This is a genomic window from Aquimarina sp. AWH4_224, from assembly GCF_056160245.1.
Window position 1 is genome coordinate 380,040 of the sequence record NZ_JBSWWU010000002.1, and the last position, 21,506, is coordinate 401,545.

Genomic DNA, 21,506 nt, shown 5'->3' on the forward strand with positions numbered 1-21,506 from the left:
TTATGTAATAATATATGCAAAAAGGCCTTTTTAGGCCTTTTGTTGTTCTGAGTCTTTTCTTAACAAATTAGGGAGAACTGCAGGTGCAATTTTACGAACCGGTTCATACAGTATGGACGAATTTAAAGTCTCTTGTTTGATCAATGTAATATTTCGATTTATAGCATCTACAAAGATCAGGATAACACTGGCGATGAAAGCCATTTTTAATACACCAAAAGCACCTCCCAATATTTTGTTTAGTATACCAAGCGCCGCATAATCTGCAATTTTGGTCAATAATTTTCCTGCCAAAGAGACAAGGATGACAACTAATATAAACGTAAGTGCAAAAGCAACCAATTTCATAGCCCCTTCAGACCAGTCTACATATTCCTGCAAATACCCTCCAACAATATCAGAAAAATGGACCGCTATATAAATCCCTACAATCAAAGCTACCAGAGAAGCTAGTGAAGCAAATAAACCCTTGCTAAGGCCTTTTATCATTCCCCATAACAAAAGAATCCCCAAAATAATATCTATGTAATTCATTCATGCTCAATTATGCATTCAAATATAGTTGATTTTATCCCTTCCCTTATTCTGTTACCTGTATAATTCGGAAAACTGGATGATGGATTTCTTCCTTTGAAGTAAAAATATATGTATATTTAGCATATAATATATATAATATATACAATGAGAAAAATAATTGATATCGATGATCAAATAATTCCTAAACTCAAACTATTAGCGGCTTTAGAGGATTCTAGTGTAAAGAAAGTAATGGAAGATGCGATTTCCTGGTATATTGATCATAAGCAAAATGAGCAGTTAAAAAAGATGTCTGCAGCTCAAAAAGAAGATCTTGGTTTACTATTACTTTTACAGCAGGCCAATATGGATACCACCATATCAGAAAAGGATTTGTTTACAGAATAGCAGCGTATGGAACTTTTGATATCCTCACAATTTGCAGCCGACTACAAGGAGACTCAAGACTCTTCTTTGCAGGAAAAACTAAAGAGTGTTTTTGCTGCTATTAAAAGTGCGAATACTATCGCCGAGCTGCCTAAGTTTAGAAAAGTCACAGGTACGGCAAAAGCTTATAAAATGGGTGTTGGGTTTTATTTCGTTTTAGGATTCATAACCAAAGAAAATGAAATCACATTGATTCGATTTTTACATCGTGATAGGATTATTGCGGTTACAAATCAAAATAAGTAGGCCTGTTAAAAGTACATCCTGAAAATGAGATTGGGAGTAAATCCAAGAGATTCTTGTCGGAGTACCTCCAATTCAATATCTCCGGTGTTTGGGTTTTCGTCAACCTGATAACTCACCGCTATAGGGACCTGTCTTCTATACAGGTTTTGGATAGATGCTCCTAGTTGGCCTCTCCAACTTCCTGTGGTATTAAAATTAAATCGATATATAGCAGACACGTCCATTCTGTGATAGGCAGGAAGGCGTAAAGCATTTGCTGATCCAAATACAATTTCTTCGCCTACAAGATCTGCATCGGTAAATGGTGCTCCTGAGCGCCATAACCATCCTAAAGAAAACTCCCAATCCTTTACTTTTAAGGTATTCGAAATTTGAAAATTGTGGGTAATATCATTGTTCCCGGGAAAAGGATTGGTTTGAATTTCTGGAAAGGTATATTCGATATCATTAAAGGTGTATCCTAACCAGGTTCTGAAATTCTTAAATCGCTTCTTAATCAATACATCTAATCCAAAAACCCTACTTTCTCCAGTAGATAGATCTGTTGCTATGGCATTAAAGCCGTTGGTGGCAGAGGTTAATCCTTCTATGTTTTTATAGTACCCATCTAGTTCTATATTCCAACCATTATTGGAAAACAGGAATCCTCCAGAAAACTGAGTACTCTCTACTACAGGAATCTCTTCATTATTCGCATGAACCCACAGGTCATTGTTTAAGCGAAGCTGAGTATCTTCAAATTCTATAAGTTGACTGATAGGTTGGAATCTAAGTTCTCCCGTAGCTTTTAAACGCAGGTGTTTAGCAATGGGATATTCTATATTCACTCTTGGTTCGATATAGAAATCATTTACAACCGAATAATGAGAGGCTCGTACTCCCAGATTAATGAGTCCTTTATTTTTGGGTAAAAACTTATAGTTAGCATAAATTGTATTCGCTGTGTTTTTAACCAAGTCTGTTTCATTCACTGGGTTCTCAAATTCACCATCGATTGTAATGGCATAAAAAACTTCATTGTTAGAAAATTGATACCCCAAGGTCAATAGATGTTTAGGATCAAAATGATAAGTGATATTTGCATCCATACCGACATCCTCTACACGATTTTGTCTTATCGATTGTTCTTCCAAAATGTTTTCTTCTCGAATGGTAAACAAATAGTCAGAATCAAATTTTGAGTAGTATGCTTTTAACTCGTGATCCAAACGTTTGGATCGGGAACCTACCCAAGAAACACTAGCGCCCTCATTGCTGATTTCCAAATCATCGGTAATCAGATCTTCTTCGTTGTCGATTTCAAAAGTGAGATCATTTTTGGTATAAATACCGCTTACCATAATCTTATCTTTTTTTGAAGGTGCAATGATTAGTTTTGCGCTGGTATCATAAAAGAAGAAGTCGTTGAATCCGATGTCTTCTTCAATTTCTTCGTCCTCTTCTTCATCAACAGGACCTGCAGTACCTACAATTTTAGTGTTTTGAAATACTTTTTCAGAAAAAGCATCGTAGGTGGGCGTTTCAACCAAATCAGTATAAGAACGTCGACCAGAAACTACTAATCCTACTTTGTTTCCAAGAGGAGCCTTTAGAAAAAGATCAGCATGAGTGCCGTTAATTCCTATACCGCCGTTGAATTTTTCAGGAACTTCCCGATCACTAGAAATAGCAATAACTCCAGACACTCGATCTCCGTATTTGGGATCTGCACCGCCTTTAAAAATTTTTGCATCTTGAACGATATAGGGATTAAATGCAGATAGCATCCCGAATAAATGCCCCGTATTGTACATTTTAATATCGTCCCAAAGGATGAGGTTTTGATCCGGAGATCCTCCTCGTATCTGGATTCCGGTCACAGTTTCACTGGGGCTACTAATCCCGGGGATAAGTTGTATGCTTTGTAAAATATCAGGTTCACTTTGACCAGGTAAAATTCCTAAATTTTCGTTGGTGACCAAGAAAGAACCATCGATGCTTTTATCAATTCCTGTAGTAAGATATTCTACAATCAGCACTTCTTCTAGAGCAGTAGTGGTAACAAACATGGGGATTCTTGGGCAACTTCCTGTCTTAAAATCTGATGCTTTTATACGTTTATCCAGATAGCCAACATATTCGATTTGTATCATTTCATCCTGAGAAATCATTCCCAGTTGAAAAAAACCATCATCTGCTGCTATAGTTCCTGTTTTTGAGCTTTCAATACTAATAGAGGCAAAGGATAACGGCTCATTAGTACTTTCATCAAAAAGATATCCGCATACTTCGACTTTGTTATCTGGAGCACTAACAATCACTTGCCGATCGGATATTTTTTTGAAATTAAGATTGGTTAAGGATTTAAGGATAACAAGCAGTTCATCAATCGGTGTATCTTGTATCGCTACAGTTATGATCTTGTTTTTAACGATATCATCACTAAATGAAAAAATAAGATCATAGGATTCAGATAACTCCGATAGAACTTGTTGTAGTGGAGTCTGTTTGTATTCTTTAACGATTTGTGCCTGTGTAGTGTAGGTGATTACCAAAAACAGAAATAGCATCTTTCTCATAGTAGGTAATTTTGAACTATTTTTAAATTTTTGGTCATCTGATATTTTGATAATTTATTTTGTTGATAGCGAAATGGTTTTGCCATTAATGACGTATTCGATGCCCATAGGTACCAACACAGATTCTAAAGCAATAGTAAGGTCATCATACACAAATCCACCTGTAAACAATTGCTGCTCATCAATAGCGGTACGAGTGATTTTGATATCAAATTGTCGTTCGAGATCATCCAACACTTCCGAAAGAGGAACGCTGTCAAAAAGACTTTCTCCTTTGGTCCATAGGGGTTGGTTTTGGGTAACCTGAATATCCACTAGTTTTTTGTTTTCCAAAATTACACCTTGTCCTTTTTGAAGTACCTTTTGCTGATTACCTTGTGCAGAAACACGAACTTTACCTTCATAACAACCTACCAGAAATTGTGTGTTTCTGCTTCTTACATTAAACTGAGTTCCTAACACCTCTATTTTCCCGGTTTCCGTTTCAACGGTAAAATTAGTACCCGAAGTCACCTTAAAAAAGGCTTCTCCGGTAAGATTAACTTTTCTATCCTGAGACCAGAAAAAACGAGAATGAGATAATGTAGAGGCAGCATTAAGATCTACCGAGCTTCCATCGGGTAAAACAACTGCGAGCTGCTCACCTGGCAAAGCAGTATAAGTAACTTTATTGAAGAAAATCCCTATGATTAATGCGATCGAGGCTGCTACTGCCAGTGCATACCACAATGGTTTGAGCGGTATTACTTTGGTTTTTGATTCTGGGGCATCGATTCCTTCCAAAGTAGTATTTAAAGACTTTTTGGCATCAAAATCCGGAGCTTTAAAATAGGTCAATCCAGTTATGATTTTGTCATAATCTTCATACTCCGGAAGTTGTTTTAACTCCTCCAGATCTTCCGCATTCAGCTCATTATTCAGCCATTTTGCTAAGTATGTATTTTCATTATCCTTGAGCATAATTTTTCTCTCATATCACCATCATAACAGTTAAGTAAAAAAATACCCTACCTAACTTAGATGTTTTTTACCAATTTTCTTAAATGTTTTAGTGCGTTGTGCATCCGCTTTTCTACCGCTTTGACAGAGATATCAAGCATTTCTGCAATTTGAGCATATGTTTTTTTATCGATACGATTTAGTAAAAAAACTTCTCGTTGTCCTTCAGGGAGTTCTGCCAAAGCTTGTTGTAGTTTGTCCATAAACTCCTTTTCTTCCATTACAAAATCCGGGGCTTCAATATTCTTGTTTCTATGAGGTAGTTTTGAGTATTCTAATCGAACCTTTTGGTGAGCTACCTGATTTAAAAATAAATTGTTGGCTACAGTACATAAAAAACCTTTTGCTTTTTCGTAGATGACCTTTTTACAGTTATGCCATAATTTGATAAAAGCTTCTTGCATCACATCCTCTGCTTGTTCTTTATTCCCGCATTTGTAGTAGATAAAATTTCGAACAGTTTCCGCATGCGTTTCGAATAGCGATGTAAAAACCGGACGATCACATACAGACTTTGAGGATTGCTCCATAAAAATTTTTTTTTCGATTTCAGGTAGGGTGATTTTGAATTCACCTGTTATTAACCCAAAAATAACGGATTATGAATTCCCAAACAAATCTCAAAATCGCACTGATTCTTATTACAGCAATGGCATTACTGTCGATAGCTTTCAAGGTGAAACCAGTATTTGATAACTATGACACCTTCAATGCTCAAACTGCTTTTAAGGTCAATTACAACTACTTTTTTAAAAGCGAAGATCAAAGTACTACAGTAAAAACCTTTATTCCTAAGAGTAACGATCGGCAACGGATTTCAAAAAACAAAAATGTAAGTGATAGCACTTTGTATTTTGAAGAACGTGCTCTGATAAATGGTAACAAAAAGGCAATTTGGAATACCAAAAAAGCAAATACCTACCATGCTTCGAACTACGAGTTCATCTTTGAAGGAAAGGAAAAGCGATACCAAATTCCTACAGATTTTAAAAAGCAACCTCAAGTTGATGAGAAGTATCTTATGCCTTCAAAAAACATTCAGGTTGAGGATGATAGGATAAGTGCTCTGGCTAAGCAATTAACCCAGGGAACACAAAATGATAAAGAACGTATCAAAAGACTTTTTGATCATGTAGTAAGTATCCCGTCTGCGCCAATTATAACGCTTACGGATGCGGTAACCACTTTGGAACAAAATCGAGCTTCTTGTAATGGTAAAAGCAGATTGTTTGTGGCTTTGTGCCGAAACTTAGGATATCCAGCAAGAATAAAGGGAGGAATCATTTTGGAGAATATCAACAAAAGAACCTCTCATGTTTGGGCAGAGGTATTGATGGACACCACGTGGGTACCGTTTGATGCACTCAACAATCATTACGCATATATCCCATCAAACTATTTAGAAATTTACCAGGGAGACGAGTTCTTGATCACGCATTCTTCGGGGATACAATTTGATTATGCTTATCAGATTGATGCGTTGAATCATATTCCATTTCTGAAATTAAATTCTGAAGAAATCCGTGGATTATCCAACATTTCGTTATGGCGACTGGTAGAAGGAAATGTGATTCCGCAAGGAGCACTAAATCTTCTTTTATTGCTGCCAGTAGGAGGGTTGCTGATTGCATTTTTACGAAACGTGGTTGGGGTGAAGACTTTTGGAGTGTTCTTGCCGGTGTTGATTGCCTTTTCACTATTACATACAGGTTTTGTATCCGGATTACTACTTTTTATTGGTCTGATTTTACTGGTAGGGTTAGTGTCATATCCATTTGACAAAATTGGATTGCTCTATACGCCAAAACTGGTAATTTCTCTAAGCATCATGGTAGGGATTATGATTCTGGCCACGATGATAGGGATACGATATAACATCACCTGGTTAACGACACTCACATTCTTCCCAACGATCATATTAACCATTGCGGCAGAACGATTTTCTAGAGCTACCATCGAAGATGGGTACAAACTGGCTTTGGATAAACTATTCCAAACACTTTTGGCAACAACAGTATGTTATGGTCTTTTGTCCTGGCAAGCGCTACCCGCAATTCTAATCATCTTCCCAGAATGTATACTGCTTATTATCGCAATGGCGATGCTGTTAGGACGATACATCGGAATTCGATGGGTAGAGTTCTATCGATTCAAACCATTGCTCAGATAAAAAAACAAATAAACAAACTATGCTTTCTACCATTATACCCATGAAATCACACAAAAAAACAAAAAAGGTCGTCGGCCTGAACGAAAGAAATATTAAGCTGATTTACCCTAATAATCCAAAAAGATATTACCCTCTGGCGGATGATAAGGTGCTTACCAAAGAAATTTTGCATCAATATAATATCCCCTGTGCAGAAACCTATGCAGTGATCGAATACAATAGTGATATCAAATCTGCCTGGGAACAATGCAAAACCTATGATGCGTTGGCGATCAAACCCGCACGAGGCAGAGGTGGAGGAGGAATTAAAATTCTTAAAAAGGATGCCGAAGGAAACTGGACAAGCAGTGGTAAAATTGTTACCGAACGTCAGGTTTTTCAGCATATGGCAGCAACCATTATGGGGTTTTATTCATTAGGGTCTCACGATAGAGTGTTGATCGAAGAATGTATAGAACCAGACCCTTTTTTTGATAAAATTTATCCATCCGGAGTACCTGATTTTAGAATCATCACCCTTAATCAAACTCCACTAATGGGAATGTTACGAATGCCAACAGATCGCTCTGATGGAAAAGCCAATTTGCATCAAAATGGAGTAGGAATAGGGATAGACATGGAAAAAGGAACATTGACCCAGGTCTATGATGGCACGTCGTACTACAATTATCATCCAGATAGCAAATTTGTAATAAAAGATCTCCCAATACCTTATTGGGAAGAGATCATCAAAATATCTGTGGATACTGCTAGTGCTTTTCCACTCAACTATCTGGGAGTGGATATTGTAATTGATAAGAACAAAGGGCCTCAGATCATGGAAATCAATGTACGTCCGGGACTAGGTATCCAACTAGTAAATCAACAAGGATTAAAGGAAACAATAGAGAAAACAAACTATTTAAGAGAAAAATAATACGCTATGCAAATACGAAAAGTAATCACGAAATTCTTCATACTATTCATAACCACAATGGGAATGGCCCAGAGTAAAACCTCATTAAAATTGGAAACACAAGGAGGTTATGAGTATAATTATTTTAGAAGTCCCGAAGAAATAAGATCTGATGGACAACTCCTCACCAAAGAAGACCTTATTTCCAGTAGTACGTACCAAGATGTTTCAGGTATCTTCAGATATCGTTATAAGTGGGGGAAGAACAGGTTGCGATTTCTGGCCAATCCATTTTCCCGGATTTTTTATGAGAATATTGATGACAGTTACTGGAGTCTAAATACAACGGTAAAATATGATCATAAAATTAGCAAAAGTTTGACTTTATTGGCCGAAGCACGATTTAAAAGAATGAATCGAGAAGGGTTAGGGGGAGATCAAAATGTATTGATTAATCCATTGGGGTATACCAACTATGGAGCATCTGGAGGGTTAGAATTTGTGCCTTTTACCGCCAACGAAATGACCTTGAAAGGGTTTTATAATTTCAAAGACTTTGATGCTTTTGGAGTTCGGGATTTACAATTTAATGAATTCGGAATACAGTTCTCAACCGTACAATCTTTTACCGTAGATAGACAAGAACATCAAATAGGGTTGACCGCCTATGTAAAAAAACGAAAATATGACACTTTTAATGCCAGCGAGATCGATACCGATGGAGAGAGAGATTGGGATTATGTAAAAGCAACTCTGTTTTATGAGTTACCTATTGGAAATCGTTTTAAAATAAGCCCTGACCTGATGTACTATAAACGTATAGATAATTCTACAGATAGATCAGGATTTAATCAGTATGGTCCAGGAGTTACCATGGTATTCAAAAGTAAATTAACTAAAATTCGTTCCTCTTTTTCCTTCATAACCAGAAACTACGATGTGATCGAAGCAAGAAATACCGAAGAACTGATAGGCGAAAAGTTGAAGTATGAGTATGCGAATTTTGGGTTAGACATTACACATAAAATTGGCAATGGATTTTCTATATCTGGGACTGTATTTTCTAGAATACGAAGTACAAATTATACAGATATTGATGCACGTTCTTTTAGGAATTATAGAAATCAGTACGCCGGGATTGGGATTTTATGGGAATTGTAATTTTTCCCGGATTTTTATAGTTTGTTTTTTTAGGCTAAGCGTTACTTTTGTAGCGCTTAGCTTTTATAGCAATGAATTATGGCGAGAGACGAAAAACTTAAAGAACGTTGGGAACATTTGGTAAACAAACTTTCTACTCAATTTGCTGATGGAGAGGATTTGGATCTGGATGGTATTATATATTTGATCGGAGTTCAGGAACTAGGGCAGCTGCATCGTAGGTTTAAAAAGGATGAGAAGCTTGATCTGATGCATATTGCTATATGCAGACTACTAGAACCTTATGGATATTATGAGTTTGATTACTATGATGATGATGGATGGCCACATTATAAGGTAAAAGAACAATTACCGCACCTTAAAGCAGGAGAACAATCAGTATTGATGAAAGAGGCGATCGTAAATTACTTTCTGGTAAGTCAATATATCGATTAAATTATCACAACTAGTAAAGAGTTATTTTTTAGATTTTAATTAACAACTTAGAATGTAGTATTGTAAATGGTGTTGATATTTTTGTGATGGATGATTTTTACTCATACCTACAACCACACTAATCAAACCAATAGCATAACCAATGAAAAAAAACATTCTACTGTATGTAATCTTCAATGTTTTATTTTTTACTTCATGTAGCTCAGACGACAATGATAGTACCGCCGATCCTATTATTGGAAAATGGACATTGTCTGAAAGATTCCACAATGGGGAGGTGTTTGCCCTAGACAACTGTTTTAAATCTGATGAGGTGATTTTTCTGGAAAATGGAACACTAACATCCACTTTTCATAAACTTACAGGCAGCACCTGCGAAGTGTCTCATACTGCAGAAGGTACCTGGAAAAATTTAGGGAATAATGAGTATACCATAGTTGAAAATGGAGAAGAACCCTATACATGTGTTATCAGTGAAAATGGAGCTGTTTTTACTATTGAGACCCAATTTGAATTTCAGGGAGAAGAGATATTGCAAAGGGATATCTTGATAAAGAACTAATCACTCTTTTAGCATTGTGGGACGTAGATTAGAAGTCAACCTATAAAAATGCTGGTAGATTCAGTTTAGTTTACCTAAATTTATAGTAAAATAAACTATGATATTAGGTTTACTTTTTTCTGATATTCCTAATGATTCCGGGCCTATTTATAGAGAAACTTTGATGGGAAGGTTACCGGTAGAGCCTTTCAATACGTTTAGCAATCTTATCTTTCTTTTCATCATCATTTATTTTTCGATTCATATTTATAAGGATTTGAAAAGACATGCTTTTTTAGCATTCTGTATGCCTGTATTAACCATAGGGTTTATTGGTGGGACTGTATTTCATGGCACTCGTAGTCATGATATTTGGTTATTGATGGATTGGGTTCCGATTATGGTGTTATGCATGTCGGCCGTATTTTACTTTATATTCAAACTATACACAAACTGGTGGAAACGGTTGATTGCAATTGTACTCATTTTTACTGCGTCATTTGTGGTAAGGATGCTACCAATGCCTGATCTGATAAGAATATCTTTGGGATATGTCATTACCGCAATTACCGTACTTCTTCCAATTGCTTTGTACCTCGTAAAAACCAGAGGGAGATACAAAGAGTTGGTAATTGTGGGTGTCGTCAGTTTTGTAATTGCAGTAAGTTTCAGAAGTGCAGATAAACTCTTACAAGTTGATTGGTTGTATATGGGTACCCACTGGTTATGGCATTTGTTTGGAGGAATATCCGTTTTCTTTTTGATGCTATATGTGTATAGAGATAGTTTATACAGAAAAACAGTTTCTACAACCAAATAAAAAGAGGCTCTTGTATGGATCAAACCAATGCATACAACAGCCCCTAAACATTTTGCAATGGATGTTAACTTATGTACGCTTCTAACTTGGAGAACGCTTTTTCGCGATATGGCAATAATTCTTGGTAGGCAGCCCCTTCAAAGACCGCTTGCAACGAATCCATATCATTAAATTCCATTACCGAAACCAAACTAGGCGTGTTTTCGCCAATAAGTGATTTGGAAACCTTGTATTTTCCTACATTTTTGGCACTTACCTCTTGATATAGCTCGCCTACTTTTTCTACATAATAGGATAAGGCTTCCTTTTCGTTGGGATTAATTGTCCCAACGATTACTAAATTTACTTTGTTCATAACATTATTTTTATGGATTAAACTCTTTTGCCCATGTTCTGGCCCATGTTTCCAGAGGATGCAACAATTGAAAAATTTCTTCTCCTTTGTCTGTTAAGCCATACCCTTCTACAGTTCTTTGGATAAGAGCAGCTGTGATTAATTCTTTTAATCTTTTATTAAGAGTAGAGGGAGATATGGATTCGCATCGTTCCTGAAGCGCCCTGAAAGTACAAGGACCCTCATTCAATCTCCAAATGATACCCATGGCCCAGCTACGTCCTAATAGATCGAAGAGCGCCATCAAATGGTTACCAGATTTGGATCCTCTTACGGGTTTTCCTGGTGTTGGGAATGACATATGATTTTATTTGCTATTAAAAACATAGCAAAGCTACAAAAAGTGTAGCTATGCTACAAAAAAGATAGCAATTTTTCTGAAGTGTTCTGAATAAGAATCCAGAGATGAATCATACTGGCTGTTTTTGAATCTAGAGAATATCCTTTTAAAAACATTCATAATTTAGGCTAAAAGCTATAAATTTGCCTTCTTACTAAGAGGATAATCGATGATTGACAAGATTAAAGAATACATCGCTGAGGTTGAAGGCTTCAGTGCAAAAACCAAAGAAGAGGTAGAAGCATTCAGAATTAAATTTTCTGGTAAAAAAGGATTGGTTAATGATCTTTTTTCAGAATTTAAAAATATAGCCAATGATCAAAAGAAAGAATTTGGCCAAGCGATCAATGCACTTAAAACAGCTGCTGAAAGTAAAGTAAAGTCTTTAAAAGATGAGTTAGAATCCAAAGATGAAGAAAAAGGAATGTATGGAGATCTTTCTAGACCAGCAGAACCTATTCAGCTAGGGTCAAGACATCCTATATCTTTGGTAAAAAATCAAATCATCGAAATTTTCTCTCGTATTGGGTTTAATGTAAGTGAAGGTCCTGAAATTGAGGATGATTGGCATAACTTTACCGCATTGAATTTGCCGGAGTACCATCCTGCAAGAGATATGCAGGATACCTTTTTCATTCAGACTGACCCTGATATTTTATTGCGTACACACACATCCTCTGTACAGGTGCGTTATATGGAAAACAATCAACCTCCGATACGTACGATATCTCCGGGAAGAGTATATAGAAATGAAGCGATTTCTGCAAGATCTCATTGTTTCTTTCATCAGGTAGAAGGTTTGTATATTGATAAGAATGTATCCTTTGCAGATTTAAAGCAGACGTTACAATATTTCACTACTGAGATGTTCGGAAAGTCTAAGATTAGATTACGTCCGTCCTATTTCCCTTTTACAGAACCTAGTGCAGAGGTAGATGTATATTGGGGACTAGAAACCGAAACTGATTATAAAATGACCAAAGGAACAGGTTGGTTAGAAATTATGGGTTGCGGGATGGTAGATCCTAATGTTCTTAAAAACTGTAATATCGATCCAGAAGAGTACAGTGGTTTTGCTTTCGGAATGGGAATTGATCGCATCGCATTATTGCTCTATGGAATTTCTGATATCAGAATGCTGAGCGAAAATGACGTTCGGTTTTTGGAGCAATTCAAACCTACTTTATAAATCTTCTCTTAATCAAGATACCGAAGAATGAAGAAAGATATCGAAATACCTGTTGTAGAACATGTATATGTTGCCGTGGTTAAGGAATGGAACGAGGAGTTTCTGGCTCAGGACTGGAATTCGTATATCATTAACGACAGAGATACAGCTATAGAAATGGTATTGGTGGTGACCAAAGGATATGACGGTGATCGCAAAACATCATTACTACGACATGGTATTGGCACCATAGCCGCAAAATCTTCTGCAAAAATTGAGATGATTCAGGAAGAATTACTCAGTATGAATAATGAATTTACAGTAACCTTTTTTGCCGATGGTAAATTGTATGACAAAAAATATGTCTTCAGAAAAAATACCATCAACGAAAATGCTTTCCAAGAACTTCCGGTAATGGATCAGCGCGGTGTTTTGGTAAAATAATTCCTTAATAAGGGTCAACACTTTCAATTCTATCGATAGCAAAAACAGCTTCGGCTTTTATAAGCTGGTCATTGATTTTGATCTTCTCATAAAGGTATAAGGTTTTATAGCTTCCGGAAATGTTGATTAAATCTTGTTTGGCAACAGTTACCTCCTCTTTTAGAACGACTTTGTCCCAATGGTAGTCGTGTTTAGATAGTTGAAGTACTACACTATCTTCTGAGGAACTAGATAAAGTGTAGGTTAACTCTGCTCTTTCTCCCCGTTTAAATCCTTCTCTTCTTCCTGCAACATTGATCTTAGGAATCATTTCGATCATTTTGATATGATACATATCTTTGTTTGCTGCAGACTTGATTAATGCAACGGTTTCTTCGTTGAGTTTGTCATTTTCTTTTCTTTTTTCAACAGATTCAAAGCCTCTACCTACCGATCTCGAAACTTCTTTGGTCATGTTAGTTACCAATAGACCAATTAGCAGTAGTACTGGGATCATAAGAATAATAAAACCTGTATACGCCCAATACGGAGTTTTGATTCGGGCTTCAGCCTTGTTAAGCAAGGTTCTTAATTGAGCATCAGTGCCTACTTCCTTGTCGGTAGTATTGTTTTTTACTTTCCAGAATTTGGTAATAGGGAATACCGGAATAAAAAATAAAAAGAAAAAGTTCTGATATAACTGAAACTTCAGATGACTATACTCGGCAGGTAAATTGAGTTCTTGATGAGTATATGTCTTTGTTCGTATTGAGTATCTACCATAAAAAATTACCATATCTAGGGGTTTTTGGTTAGTACTAATTTCATTAAGGTAATCATCCCGTATAATGCTGATGTATAGATAATGAGTCCAATGATTTGTCCAAAAAAGAAAAACAACTCAGAATCAGTAATGAGCATTCCTAAATTCCGAAATAGAATTCCAAAAAGGTTTGAGGGCAGTATCAAAATTAAATCCAAACCATCGGAAATGGAATCAACATATTCTGACAATTTTAAATCAGAGAAATAATCATAAGTACCTAGCGAGATGTAAACTAAGGAAATTATGAATGACGTGACCGTTGTTTGTTTCAATTTAGGTTGATTTGTCAAACTTGTTGCTTATAGCAAATATATTGATTGAAATTTAAACGTATTGTAAAGTTCCTTATTTTGCTTTACAACTTGACGTGTCTAAAAAAAGTATAAAACAAGTTTTTCAAATTAATAATGATTCAAAAAAGGAAGTGGTTTTTATACTTTTTTTTATTCTAAAATATAACAATATGATAGGATTTTAATAGGATTAATGAGAGTAATTTATTTTGAATTCAACACGATAAAATGCAATAATAAACGATGAAATACACATTTTAGCGTTAATTTTTTGTTAATTTGAATTTTTTTTCGGATTTTTGCATGGTAACTGGAAATAGAATATATGCAAAAACTTTTACTCTCTTATGTAGCGAGATTAACTATACTGGGCGTGTTGTTCTTTTCCTGCGGTAGTAGTGGTACTAAAACACAAGACATTACTATTGTAGGAACATGGAAACTAAAGCAAGAGTATAGCAATGAAGGAGGAGATACCCCTTTGAAGGAGTTTCCTTTGTCGATATGCGACAAGGCAACGACCTTGGAGATCATGAAAAGTGGAAGATTTGTAGAGAAAAGTTACTACGAAAATTCCAGTATCGCTGGCGAATGTGCAAAAAACAGTAATGATACCAGAGGCGACTGGAAAAAAGGACCAGGAGGAATGTTTCTTTTTGTTTATGATAAAGATAATGCACTTTCGCTTGTAGGCTCCAAAGTAACCCTCGAAAACGGGGACCTTATTATCTCGGCAGTATATACAGACCGGGATATGGGACCTAGAACGATGCTTAAATTTATTTATTCAAAAGTTTAATTTTTAATTGTTTTTAGTGTTTAATTTAAAAGCCTGTGCACGTTACACAGGCTTTTTCGTCTTTTCAATGATTTGCTTTTACACTAATAAAAATGAGTAGGGCTCATGTACAAATCAAATAAAGACGCAACCACTACTAAAAATATCTTAGTCTGGGGAAACTAATTTGGATTGGTTTTTTCAGGTATATCGACTACGTCCAAAAGAACTTTGACTCGTTTTTCTACCAAAGCATTGTACTTTTTGGTCAGCATATTTATTTCATGAATTACTTTACTAAAGACTTTTTGAGGTTCAAGAATAGATTGCGCTGTAAGATGATTAATTAGTTCCGTAAAGCTTTCTTTAGCGGTATTAATCAATGCAATGGTATTTACCTTACTCGTATTTGTAAACTGAGTGTTATGTGCGATATATAAATCTTCAAAAGAAATATTGCTTTGTTTTAGCTCCTGTGCCCATACAGTGATTTGCAAAGTGTCTAATCCCTCTCGTAGTACCGTTATTTTTCCCCAATCCTCGGTGAGTTTGTGAATGAGGTTCGTTTTATCATAATAATTTTGTTGATGGATCACATCGACATACTGATCTATACTTTGCAATAATACCCGGGCAGCAGCACGTTTTGCTGGTTCAAAGTGATTGGTAAATCCTTCGGTCACTATGCGTATTCCTATAATAGCAAGGTCTCTGCGTTTGTCCAAAAATTCATGTGTAGCGGTAACCGAGCTTCCGAGTTGCTTTTTGTAAACTTCTTCTAAGCGAACTAAATGATCATGTAATCCAATTAGTTGAGGTACAACTTGCAATGTTTTGGGGTCGTTTATGGTAATAATCTGTTGTATTTCAGAAAGGTATTCTATAAACTCACTATTTCTGAATCTATAAAAATTGGGCGTGATAAACATAAGTTGAGCTAGATTTTAGGGCTGCTAATTCTCAAATTGAGTCAGTGTCTTTTAAAATTTGGAGGCCAAGCTATTATAAAAAAACAGAAAATTCTTACGGCTTTCCGCAATACCCAGAAAATAAAGTAATTAATAGCATCAATAATTTCTAAGTCTCAGGATTTCAGCCGAATAAAAAACAACTTTTTTTGAATTTGTGTTAACCTTTTTCAAAATCACACATTAACCTATCGGATCACTTTGTTCTTTTTGTGCAAAGTGTGATTCATACAGTATTAACTTAAAACCGTTTTAATTATGAAAAAAGTAGTATTGGGGCTGATCATTATTTTTTGTTGGTCATGTCAAAATGAGAATGATCCAATCGTTCAGGAAACTAGCAAGGAAGTATTTGTTGCCTATTCTGGAGGTGAATCTAGCTCAAAAGGACCTTCGGGAAGGTTATGTAGATTTGTTTTTGAGTATGGTAATCTGGTTTGCGATCCAATGGGTAATAATTGTATATGCCATGAGACCAATGGATTATTATGTGGAATCAGCATGGAATGTTATGCAGATCCAACTATTGAAATCAATGTCCCACCAGTAGTTTGGGATCCTTGTAAGATCATTCCTTGTGGATGGGATTATAATGACCCATGGATTATTTATGACAAGATCGATCCTCGGAAATTTGGATCGATTAGGGATTATTTGCAAGTCGTTGTGCAACAGCCTACGGCCACTGCCTTTCCATTTGTAATGAACAAAGAAATTCTGGGATTACAGTTTTATCAACCTAACAATTTGATGAATATAAATGCTGTAGGTTTAGGAGACCCTTCTCCGCAACCAAGCATTTATCATTTGAAAAATACGATAAAGCTAGATCAAAAATTATCTCAAGAACTAGGCTTACAAAGTAATATCATCAAACCCGGTGAGTATCCAGTAGTCCTTAATCCAAAAAACAGCACTTACAATGTGCTTTTAAAAGTACAGTAATTAGTGTGTCAACTGTGATTTGTTATCCCGGATACAGTCTATAAAAAAGAACATTAGGCTGTATTCGGGTCACTTATGTAAGTAACAAAAGTTTACTTTTTCCTGAAATATGCTTTTCTGATTAAGATAAAGTATATGGCCATTGGAATAAATATGCAGACAATTACTGAGGAAGTTTTATAACTACTACCTAAGTGATTAAACAGATTTAAGAAGTCCACCGAAGAGTTAAATAGCCATAAAGCAAATAACTCAAAATCTGGGATGCATATCAGAAACAAAGTTAATAGCAGTAAAAATGCTATTTTGAGGTAATGGTTGTCTAAAATCTTATCGAGCAAAAATATCCATGTAAATGGAATAAGGATATACCAAATAATGATATTGATCTCTTCGTAAGTAAACCCTGTAAGTTTTTCAAGGAATTTTAAAAAATCATAAACTACTTCAAAAAGAGCTTTCACTGTATTATCAATATCATGACCAAAGCAAATTAATACCCAACTTTTTCCCGTACTCTGGCAAGAACCTTATTCGCGATAATAGCTGCTTTCTGAGCTCCTTTTGCTAAAGCTTGATCTACCTCGTCAAGGTTTTCCATGTAGTAATTGTATCGTTCGCGTTCTTTCGAGAATTTTTCTATCAATAACTCAAACAAAGCTTGCTTTGCGTGACCATATCCATAATTTCCCCCTAAGTAGTTTTGCCGCATCTCTTCCTGTTGATTGGGAGAAGCAATTAATTTATACAGCCCAAATACGTTACAGGTGTCTGGATCTTTGGGATCTTCAAGAGGTGTACTATCGGTTTCGATAGACATGATTTGTTTCCTAAGCTTCTTGTCTGGCAAAAACAAATTGATAATATTTCCTTTAGACTTACTCATTTTGGTTCCATCTGTACCTGGAACATACATGGTATCTTTTTTAAGTTGTATTTGTGGTAAAACAAATACTTCTCCCACTTTATTATGAACTCTGCTGGCTACATCTCGTGTAAATTCCAAATGTTGTTCCTGATCCTTTCCTACGGGAACTATTTCTGCATCATACAATAGTATGTCCGCAGCCATTAGCATAGGGTATGTAAAAATTCCAGCATTTACATCATCTAATCGATCTGCTTTGTCTTTAAAAGAATGTGCCAGTTTTAGTCTTTGATAAGGAAAGAAACAATTTAAGTACCAAGCAAGTTCAGTGGCTTGAGGAATATCACTTTGCCTGTAAAAAACAGTTTTTTCTATGTCCAAACCACATGCTAACCAGGTGGCAGCAGTAGAGTAGGTGTTTGTTCTTAGCTCTTTGGCATCTTTAATTTGTGTCAAAGAATGCATATCGGCAATAAACAGAAAAGATTCATTCTCTGGTTGATTTGCCATTTCAATAGCAGGAAGTATTGCTCCCAATAAGTTTCCTAAATGTGGAGTTCCGGTACTTTGAACCCCAGTTAGAATTCTAGACATAGTATTTTTTAATTTGTGGCAAAGGTAATTTTTTTTGCGAACCGAAGATCTTTTTTTATCTGCTAAAGAGATATTTTTTATCATCAAAGTAAGGGTGTCTGCAAAAAGTATTACACTAGCTCGAAGCAATTATGTATTTTTGAGAAATGACTTTGATTCGAAACATACTCATACTGCTTTGGCGTATTTGGTTTTACATACTTGTTGGCGTTCCTATCATCATTATGTTTCCGATTTTATTGATATTTACTTCTAGAGAAGAATGGTATCCTCAGTTTTTTGTTGTGGCTCGATTTTGGGCAAAAATCGTTTTGTATGGTAGCGGATTTATTCCCAAAGTTACCAAAGAAACCAAGGTAGATCGCAAAAAAAGTTACATGTTTGTGGCTAATCATGGTTCGATGACAGATATCATGTTTATGCTCTACTGCGTAAAAAACCCATTCGTCTTTGTAGGGAAAAAGGAGCTAGCAAAGATCCCGATTTTCGGATTTTTCTATAAACGCACTTGTATTTTGGTAGATCGAAATAGTCAAAAAAGTAGAAAAGAAGTTTTTGATAAAGCTCATGCGAGATTACATAACGGAACCAGTATCTGTATTTTTCCTGAAGGAGGTGTTCCCGATGATCAAACTATTATACTTGACGAATTTAAGGATGGAGCTTTTCGACTAGCGATAGATCATCAAATCCCTATTTTACCATTAACGTTTTTCGATAATAAAAAACGCTTTTCGTATACTTTTTTTAGTGGTAGCCCGGGAGAGATGAGAGGGTATGTTCATACAGAAATCCCAACCCAGGGATTGACCCAATCTGACAAAAAGGAATTGAAGGAAAAAGTACGAGGTATCATTCTTGAAAAGTTAGAAGCGGATTTGAAAGATTAAATACAAAAGCCGTTCCCTGTAGAAACGGCTTTGTTCATCATTGCCATTTAAAGCAATAACTACCTAACCAACTAAACCATTTGATTTCTTATTTAAAATTTTATGCTCATCCCAGTGTAGACTCCAAAATAGAACGGTCTAAAATCTCCTGCATCATTAAAAGCATTAAACTGATATTTAAAAATGGGCTCTAGATTGATCTGAAATTGATCTGATAATTTATAATCAATACCAATACCAATATTACCACTGAAACTTACCTCGTTCAGATTATTGGCTTGACCAATTTCAGTTTCAAAATCCCCAGCTTCCAAAGAAATTTCATTGTCCTCCAGAAACAGGGTACTCACTCCACCAATCATATTGACTCCAACTTTTCTATCCACAATGGCATACTTCATTTCCAAAGGCACTTCGATATATCCAATTCGCTGATTTAATAAACCAGCATTTTGTCGTTGATTAATGGCATCACGATTCACTTCTGAAGCATTAAAACCAGGGACATCTTGAGTTCCAATATCTGATACCAAAATAGCTTGCGCACTAGGGGCATAATCAATGCTTGAAATATTTTGACCTGTTGCAGAGGGAGAAAACCCCACATCAAGTGTATTATAGCTTAAATCTACTTTATGCACTCCAGAACGGATACTAAATCGCTTATTGATCTCATAGGCTACTTGTACCCCGTAACTTAAATTCACCTGTCCACTTTTTTCATTGTCTGCAAATTGCCTATCGATAGACGAACCATTACCAACAGAGTTATAATATACCGGAGCTACATTAGGAGCTACAGTCCATTTTTTGCCAGATTCTTCAGTTGCTTCTGTATCTTCTTCTTCATTTTCCGCAATAGCGTCAAAAATGGACTTTTTAATGGGCTCTTCAGTAGCAGTATTAACGTCTTCAGCTATGGATTTCTCATTGCTATCCTTATTGTTATCAAAGGTGACATTATCTGCAATGCGTTTCGAATCTTGACCAGAGTTAGAATCCAATGGTTTTACATTAGATTCCTGGGTTGTGGTTTTAGGATCTGTATGCTGATTTTCGGCTAAACCAGTGGTTGCATTTGAAGGGTCTTGCGGAGCAATTAATGAGTTTTCTTCTTTTTCTGAAATCGCAGTATTTGTTTTCTGGTCAGAAGTTTGTTCAACAATTGCATTTTGGGTTTGCGAGTAGGACGATCCTTTAGGTGTTGTATATCTATTTTCTTTAGGGGGTTTAGCATCTGCTGCTTTTCCTTTTTGAGGAGTAGCTATTGTATTTGGAGAAGAAGTGACTACTTCATCTTCTTGTGGTGTTTTTGACTCGGACGAATTTTCGTCGGTTTGTTCTGTAGAAACTACTGTAGTGTTTGGGATACTATGATTTGTTGTAGAATCTATAGGGTTTGAAGGAGTTTCTTTGGTTTCGGACTCTACAAGAGCAGGGTTTTCGGTACCAGTATTTTTTGTTAAGGAAAAGTATCCAATAGTAATCAAAATAGCAGCTACGGCGGCTACACCTCCAACTTTATACCAAAGAGGAAGTATAAATGCCCGTTTGCGATCATCGTCTTTTCTGGCTTTTATTTTTTCCCATACCGATTCATCCGGAGTAACATCAAAATCCTTGAATTTCTCCTGAAACAAACGGTCTATATTCTTTTTATCGCTCATTATCTATCGTCAATTGCCCGTACATACGGTTCTTGATTGGTTTCTATTTTTGTTTTTAAAATGTTCCTGGCTCTTGCCAGATTTGATTTGGAAGTACCTACAGATATGCTCAGCATTTCGGCAATCTCTTTGTGAGCATATCCATCCAAAACGTAAAGATTAAAGACTAACCGATATCGGTCGGGTAGTTCCTGGATGATACTCAAAAGATAATCTAATGATACCTCTTCATTTTCAATTTCTACTTCAACTTCTTCAATTTGTTCTTCGTTAACAATATCAAAAACTTTCTGTTTTCTATACTTCTGTAAGGCGGTATTGATTGTAACTCGTTTCATCCAACCTTCAAAAGAACCTTTGCTTTTGTATTGTGTGATTTTATCAAAAATAGTTATAAAAGCATCTTGTAAAGTATCTTCGGCACTAGAGTAATCGGTAGAGTACTTCAAGCAAATAGAGAATAATTTACTACTGTACAATCGATACAATTGCTCCTGAGCCGCAGCGTTTTTTTTCTTGCATTTTTTTATGAGTTGATCCAACCCCACTAACTATCTTTTTGAT

26 protein-coding genes are annotated in these 21,506 nt (G+C 35.9%); 13 read left to right on the plus strand and 13 right to left on the minus strand.

Annotated elements, in window-relative coordinates; genetic code table 11:
* Positions 1-30 precede the first annotated feature (30 nt).
* Complete coding sequence (locus tag ACXAGJ_RS05015) at positions 31-534, minus strand: CvpA family protein (RefSeq protein WP_474837690.1); 504 nt, start codon at positions 532-534, stop codon at positions 31-33.
* Between the two features lie 147 nt (positions 535-681).
* Here ACXAGJ_RS05015 and ACXAGJ_RS05020 point away from each other — a divergent pair, with 147 nt between their 5' ends.
* Both ACXAGJ_RS05020 and ACXAGJ_RS05025 read left to right on the plus strand, forming a co-directional pair.
* Positions 682-924 (plus strand): hypothetical protein, encoded by a 243-nt coding sequence (locus ACXAGJ_RS05020; RefSeq protein WP_474837692.1) that lies wholly within the window; start codon positions 682-684, stop codon positions 922-924.
* Positions 925-930: 6 nt separating this feature from the next.
* Complete coding sequence (locus ACXAGJ_RS05025; RefSeq protein ID WP_474837694.1) at positions 931-1,209, plus strand: hypothetical protein; 279 nt, start codon at positions 931-933, stop codon at positions 1,207-1,209.
* A gap of 5 nt (positions 1,210-1,214) precedes the next feature.
* On the opposite strand, the gene ACXAGJ_RS05030 is transcribed toward ACXAGJ_RS05025, so the two are convergent.
* The 3 genes from ACXAGJ_RS05030 to ACXAGJ_RS05040 are packed head-to-tail and all read right to left on the minus strand — an operon-like array spanning position 1,215 to position 5,296.
* On the minus strand, positions 1,215-3,767 hold the full coding sequence (locus tag ACXAGJ_RS05030; RefSeq protein ID WP_474837696.1) for a TonB-dependent receptor domain-containing protein: 2,553 nt from the start codon (positions 3,765-3,767) through the stop codon (positions 1,215-1,217).
* A 54-nt stretch (positions 3,768-3,821) separates the two neighbouring features.
* Entirely contained in the window at positions 3,822-4,727 is a 906-nt protein-coding gene (locus ACXAGJ_RS05035) for a FecR family protein (protein WP_474837697.1), read from the minus strand.
* Between the two features lie 56 nt (positions 4,728-4,783).
* Positions 4,784-5,296 carry an RNA polymerase sigma factor gene (locus tag ACXAGJ_RS05040; RefSeq protein WP_073315913.1) on the minus strand — a complete coding sequence of 171 codons (513 nt, stop codon included), beginning with the start codon at positions 5,294-5,296 and terminating at the stop codon, positions 4,784-4,786.
* A gap of 71 nt (positions 5,297-5,367) precedes the next feature.
* On the opposite strand from ACXAGJ_RS05040, the gene ACXAGJ_RS05045 reads away from it, so the two are divergent.
* The 6 genes from ACXAGJ_RS05045 to ACXAGJ_RS05070 all read left to right on the plus strand — a co-directional run bounded on the left by ACXAGJ_RS05045 (position 5,368) and on the right by ACXAGJ_RS05070 (position 10,788).
* Complete coding sequence (locus ACXAGJ_RS05045; protein ID WP_474837700.1) at positions 5,368-6,936, plus strand: 7TM domain-containing protein; 1,569 nt, start codon at positions 5,368-5,370, stop codon at positions 6,934-6,936.
* Positions 6,937-6,976: 40 nt separating this feature from the next.
* Positions 6,977-7,852, plus strand: a complete 876-nt coding sequence (locus ACXAGJ_RS05050) for a sugar-transfer associated ATP-grasp domain-containing protein (protein WP_474837702.1) — start codon at positions 6,977-6,979, stop codon at positions 7,850-7,852.
* Between the two features lie 6 nt (positions 7,853-7,858).
* Positions 7,859-8,992: a hypothetical protein gene (locus ACXAGJ_RS05055; RefSeq protein ID WP_474837704.1), complete on the plus strand. Its 1,134-nt coding sequence runs from the start codon at positions 7,859-7,861 to the stop codon at positions 8,990-8,992.
* A 78-nt stretch (positions 8,993-9,070) separates the two neighbouring features.
* Positions 9,071-9,427 (plus strand): hypothetical protein, encoded by a 357-nt coding sequence (locus ACXAGJ_RS05060; RefSeq protein WP_473284322.1) that lies wholly within the window; start codon positions 9,071-9,073, stop codon positions 9,425-9,427.
* 142 nt (positions 9,428-9,569) lie between these two features.
* Entirely contained in the window at positions 9,570-9,989 is a 420-nt protein-coding gene (locus ACXAGJ_RS05065) for a lipocalin-like domain-containing protein (RefSeq protein ID WP_474837707.1), read from the plus strand.
* A gap of 97 nt (positions 9,990-10,086) precedes the next feature.
* Positions 10,087-10,788 (plus strand): ceramidase domain-containing protein, encoded by a 702-nt coding sequence (locus ACXAGJ_RS05070; protein WP_474837709.1) that lies wholly within the window; start codon positions 10,087-10,089, stop codon positions 10,786-10,788.
* Between the two features lie 64 nt (positions 10,789-10,852).
* Here the strand turns inward: ACXAGJ_RS05070 and ACXAGJ_RS05075 are convergent, their stop codons facing one another.
* Positions 10,853-11,143, minus strand: coding sequence for a DUF1330 domain-containing protein (locus ACXAGJ_RS05075; RefSeq protein ID WP_073315908.1), 291 nt, complete (start codon positions 11,141-11,143; stop codon positions 10,853-10,855).
* Positions 11,144-11,153: 10 nt separating this feature from the next.
* Positions 11,154-11,483, minus strand: coding sequence for a winged helix-turn-helix transcriptional regulator (locus ACXAGJ_RS05080; RefSeq protein WP_474837711.1), 330 nt, complete (start codon positions 11,481-11,483; stop codon positions 11,154-11,156).
* Between the two features lie 208 nt (positions 11,484-11,691).
* On the opposite strand from ACXAGJ_RS05080, the gene pheS reads away from it, so the two are divergent.
* Entirely contained in the window at positions 11,692-12,711 is a 1,020-nt protein-coding gene (gene pheS / locus ACXAGJ_RS05085) for a phenylalanine--tRNA ligase subunit alpha (RefSeq protein WP_474837713.1), read from the plus strand.
* Between the two features lie 27 nt (positions 12,712-12,738).
* Complete coding sequence (locus ACXAGJ_RS05090; protein ID WP_073315905.1) at positions 12,739-13,134, plus strand: hypothetical protein; 396 nt, start codon at positions 12,739-12,741, stop codon at positions 13,132-13,134.
* Between the two features lie 4 nt (positions 13,135-13,138).
* Here ACXAGJ_RS05090 and ACXAGJ_RS05095 read toward each other — a convergent pair whose 3' ends face one another.
* Both ACXAGJ_RS05095 and ACXAGJ_RS05100 read right to left on the minus strand, forming a co-directional pair.
* A complete protein-coding gene (locus ACXAGJ_RS05095; RefSeq protein WP_474837716.1) occupies positions 13,139-13,909 on the minus strand; it encodes a hypothetical protein in 771 nt (256 codons plus the stop codon).
* Between the two features lie 2 nt (positions 13,910-13,911).
* Positions 13,912-14,211 carry a hypothetical protein gene (locus ACXAGJ_RS05100; RefSeq protein ID WP_474837718.1) on the minus strand — a complete coding sequence of 100 codons (300 nt, stop codon included), beginning with the start codon at positions 14,209-14,211 and terminating at the stop codon, positions 13,912-13,914.
* Between the two features lie 346 nt (positions 14,212-14,557).
* Between ACXAGJ_RS05100 and ACXAGJ_RS05105 the strand changes: the two genes are divergently transcribed.
* Positions 14,558-15,031: a hypothetical protein gene (locus tag ACXAGJ_RS05105; protein ID WP_474837720.1), complete on the plus strand. Its 474-nt coding sequence runs from the start codon at positions 14,558-14,560 to the stop codon at positions 15,029-15,031.
* Positions 15,032-15,192: 161 nt separating this feature from the next.
* Here the strand turns inward: ACXAGJ_RS05105 and ACXAGJ_RS05110 are convergent, their stop codons facing one another.
* Positions 15,193-15,939: a DUF6261 family protein gene (locus ACXAGJ_RS05110; protein ID WP_474837722.1), complete on the minus strand. Its 747-nt coding sequence runs from the start codon at positions 15,937-15,939 to the stop codon at positions 15,193-15,195.
* A gap of 297 nt (positions 15,940-16,236) precedes the next feature.
* Here ACXAGJ_RS05110 and ACXAGJ_RS05115 point away from each other — a divergent pair, with 297 nt between their 5' ends.
* Entirely contained in the window at positions 16,237-16,923 is a 687-nt protein-coding gene (locus ACXAGJ_RS05115; RefSeq protein ID WP_474837724.1) for a hypothetical protein, read from the plus strand.
* 92 nt (positions 16,924-17,015) lie between these two features.
* On the opposite strand, the gene ACXAGJ_RS05120 is transcribed toward ACXAGJ_RS05115, so the two are convergent.
* Together ACXAGJ_RS05120 and trpS are read right to left on the minus strand one after the other, a co-directional pair.
* Entirely contained in the window at positions 17,016-17,387 is a 372-nt protein-coding gene (locus ACXAGJ_RS05120; RefSeq protein ID WP_474837726.1) for a hypothetical protein, read from the minus strand.
* Positions 17,388-17,416: 29 nt separating this feature from the next.
* The gene (gene trpS, locus ACXAGJ_RS05125) at positions 17,417-18,385 is read right to left on the minus strand and encodes a tryptophan--tRNA ligase (RefSeq protein ID WP_474837728.1); all 969 of its coding nucleotides are present in this window, start codon (positions 18,383-18,385) and stop codon (positions 17,417-17,419) included.
* 146 nt (positions 18,386-18,531) lie between these two features.
* On the opposite strand from trpS, the gene ACXAGJ_RS05130 reads away from it, so the two are divergent.
* Complete coding sequence (locus ACXAGJ_RS05130; RefSeq protein WP_474837730.1) at positions 18,532-19,275, plus strand: lysophospholipid acyltransferase family protein; 744 nt, start codon at positions 18,532-18,534, stop codon at positions 19,273-19,275.
* Between the two features lie 92 nt (positions 19,276-19,367).
* Here the strand turns inward: ACXAGJ_RS05130 and ACXAGJ_RS05135 are convergent, their stop codons facing one another.
* Positions 19,368-20,942 (minus strand): outer membrane beta-barrel protein, encoded by a 1,575-nt coding sequence (locus ACXAGJ_RS05135; protein WP_474837732.1) that lies wholly within the window; start codon positions 20,940-20,942, stop codon positions 19,368-19,370.
* On the minus strand, positions 20,942-21,490 hold the full coding sequence (locus tag ACXAGJ_RS05140) for an RNA polymerase sigma factor (RefSeq protein ID WP_073315895.1): 549 nt from the start codon (positions 21,488-21,490) through the stop codon (positions 20,942-20,944). Before ACXAGJ_RS05140 ends, ACXAGJ_RS05135 begins: the two co-directional genes overlap by 1 nt.
* Positions 21,491-21,506: the final 16 nt, after the last annotated feature.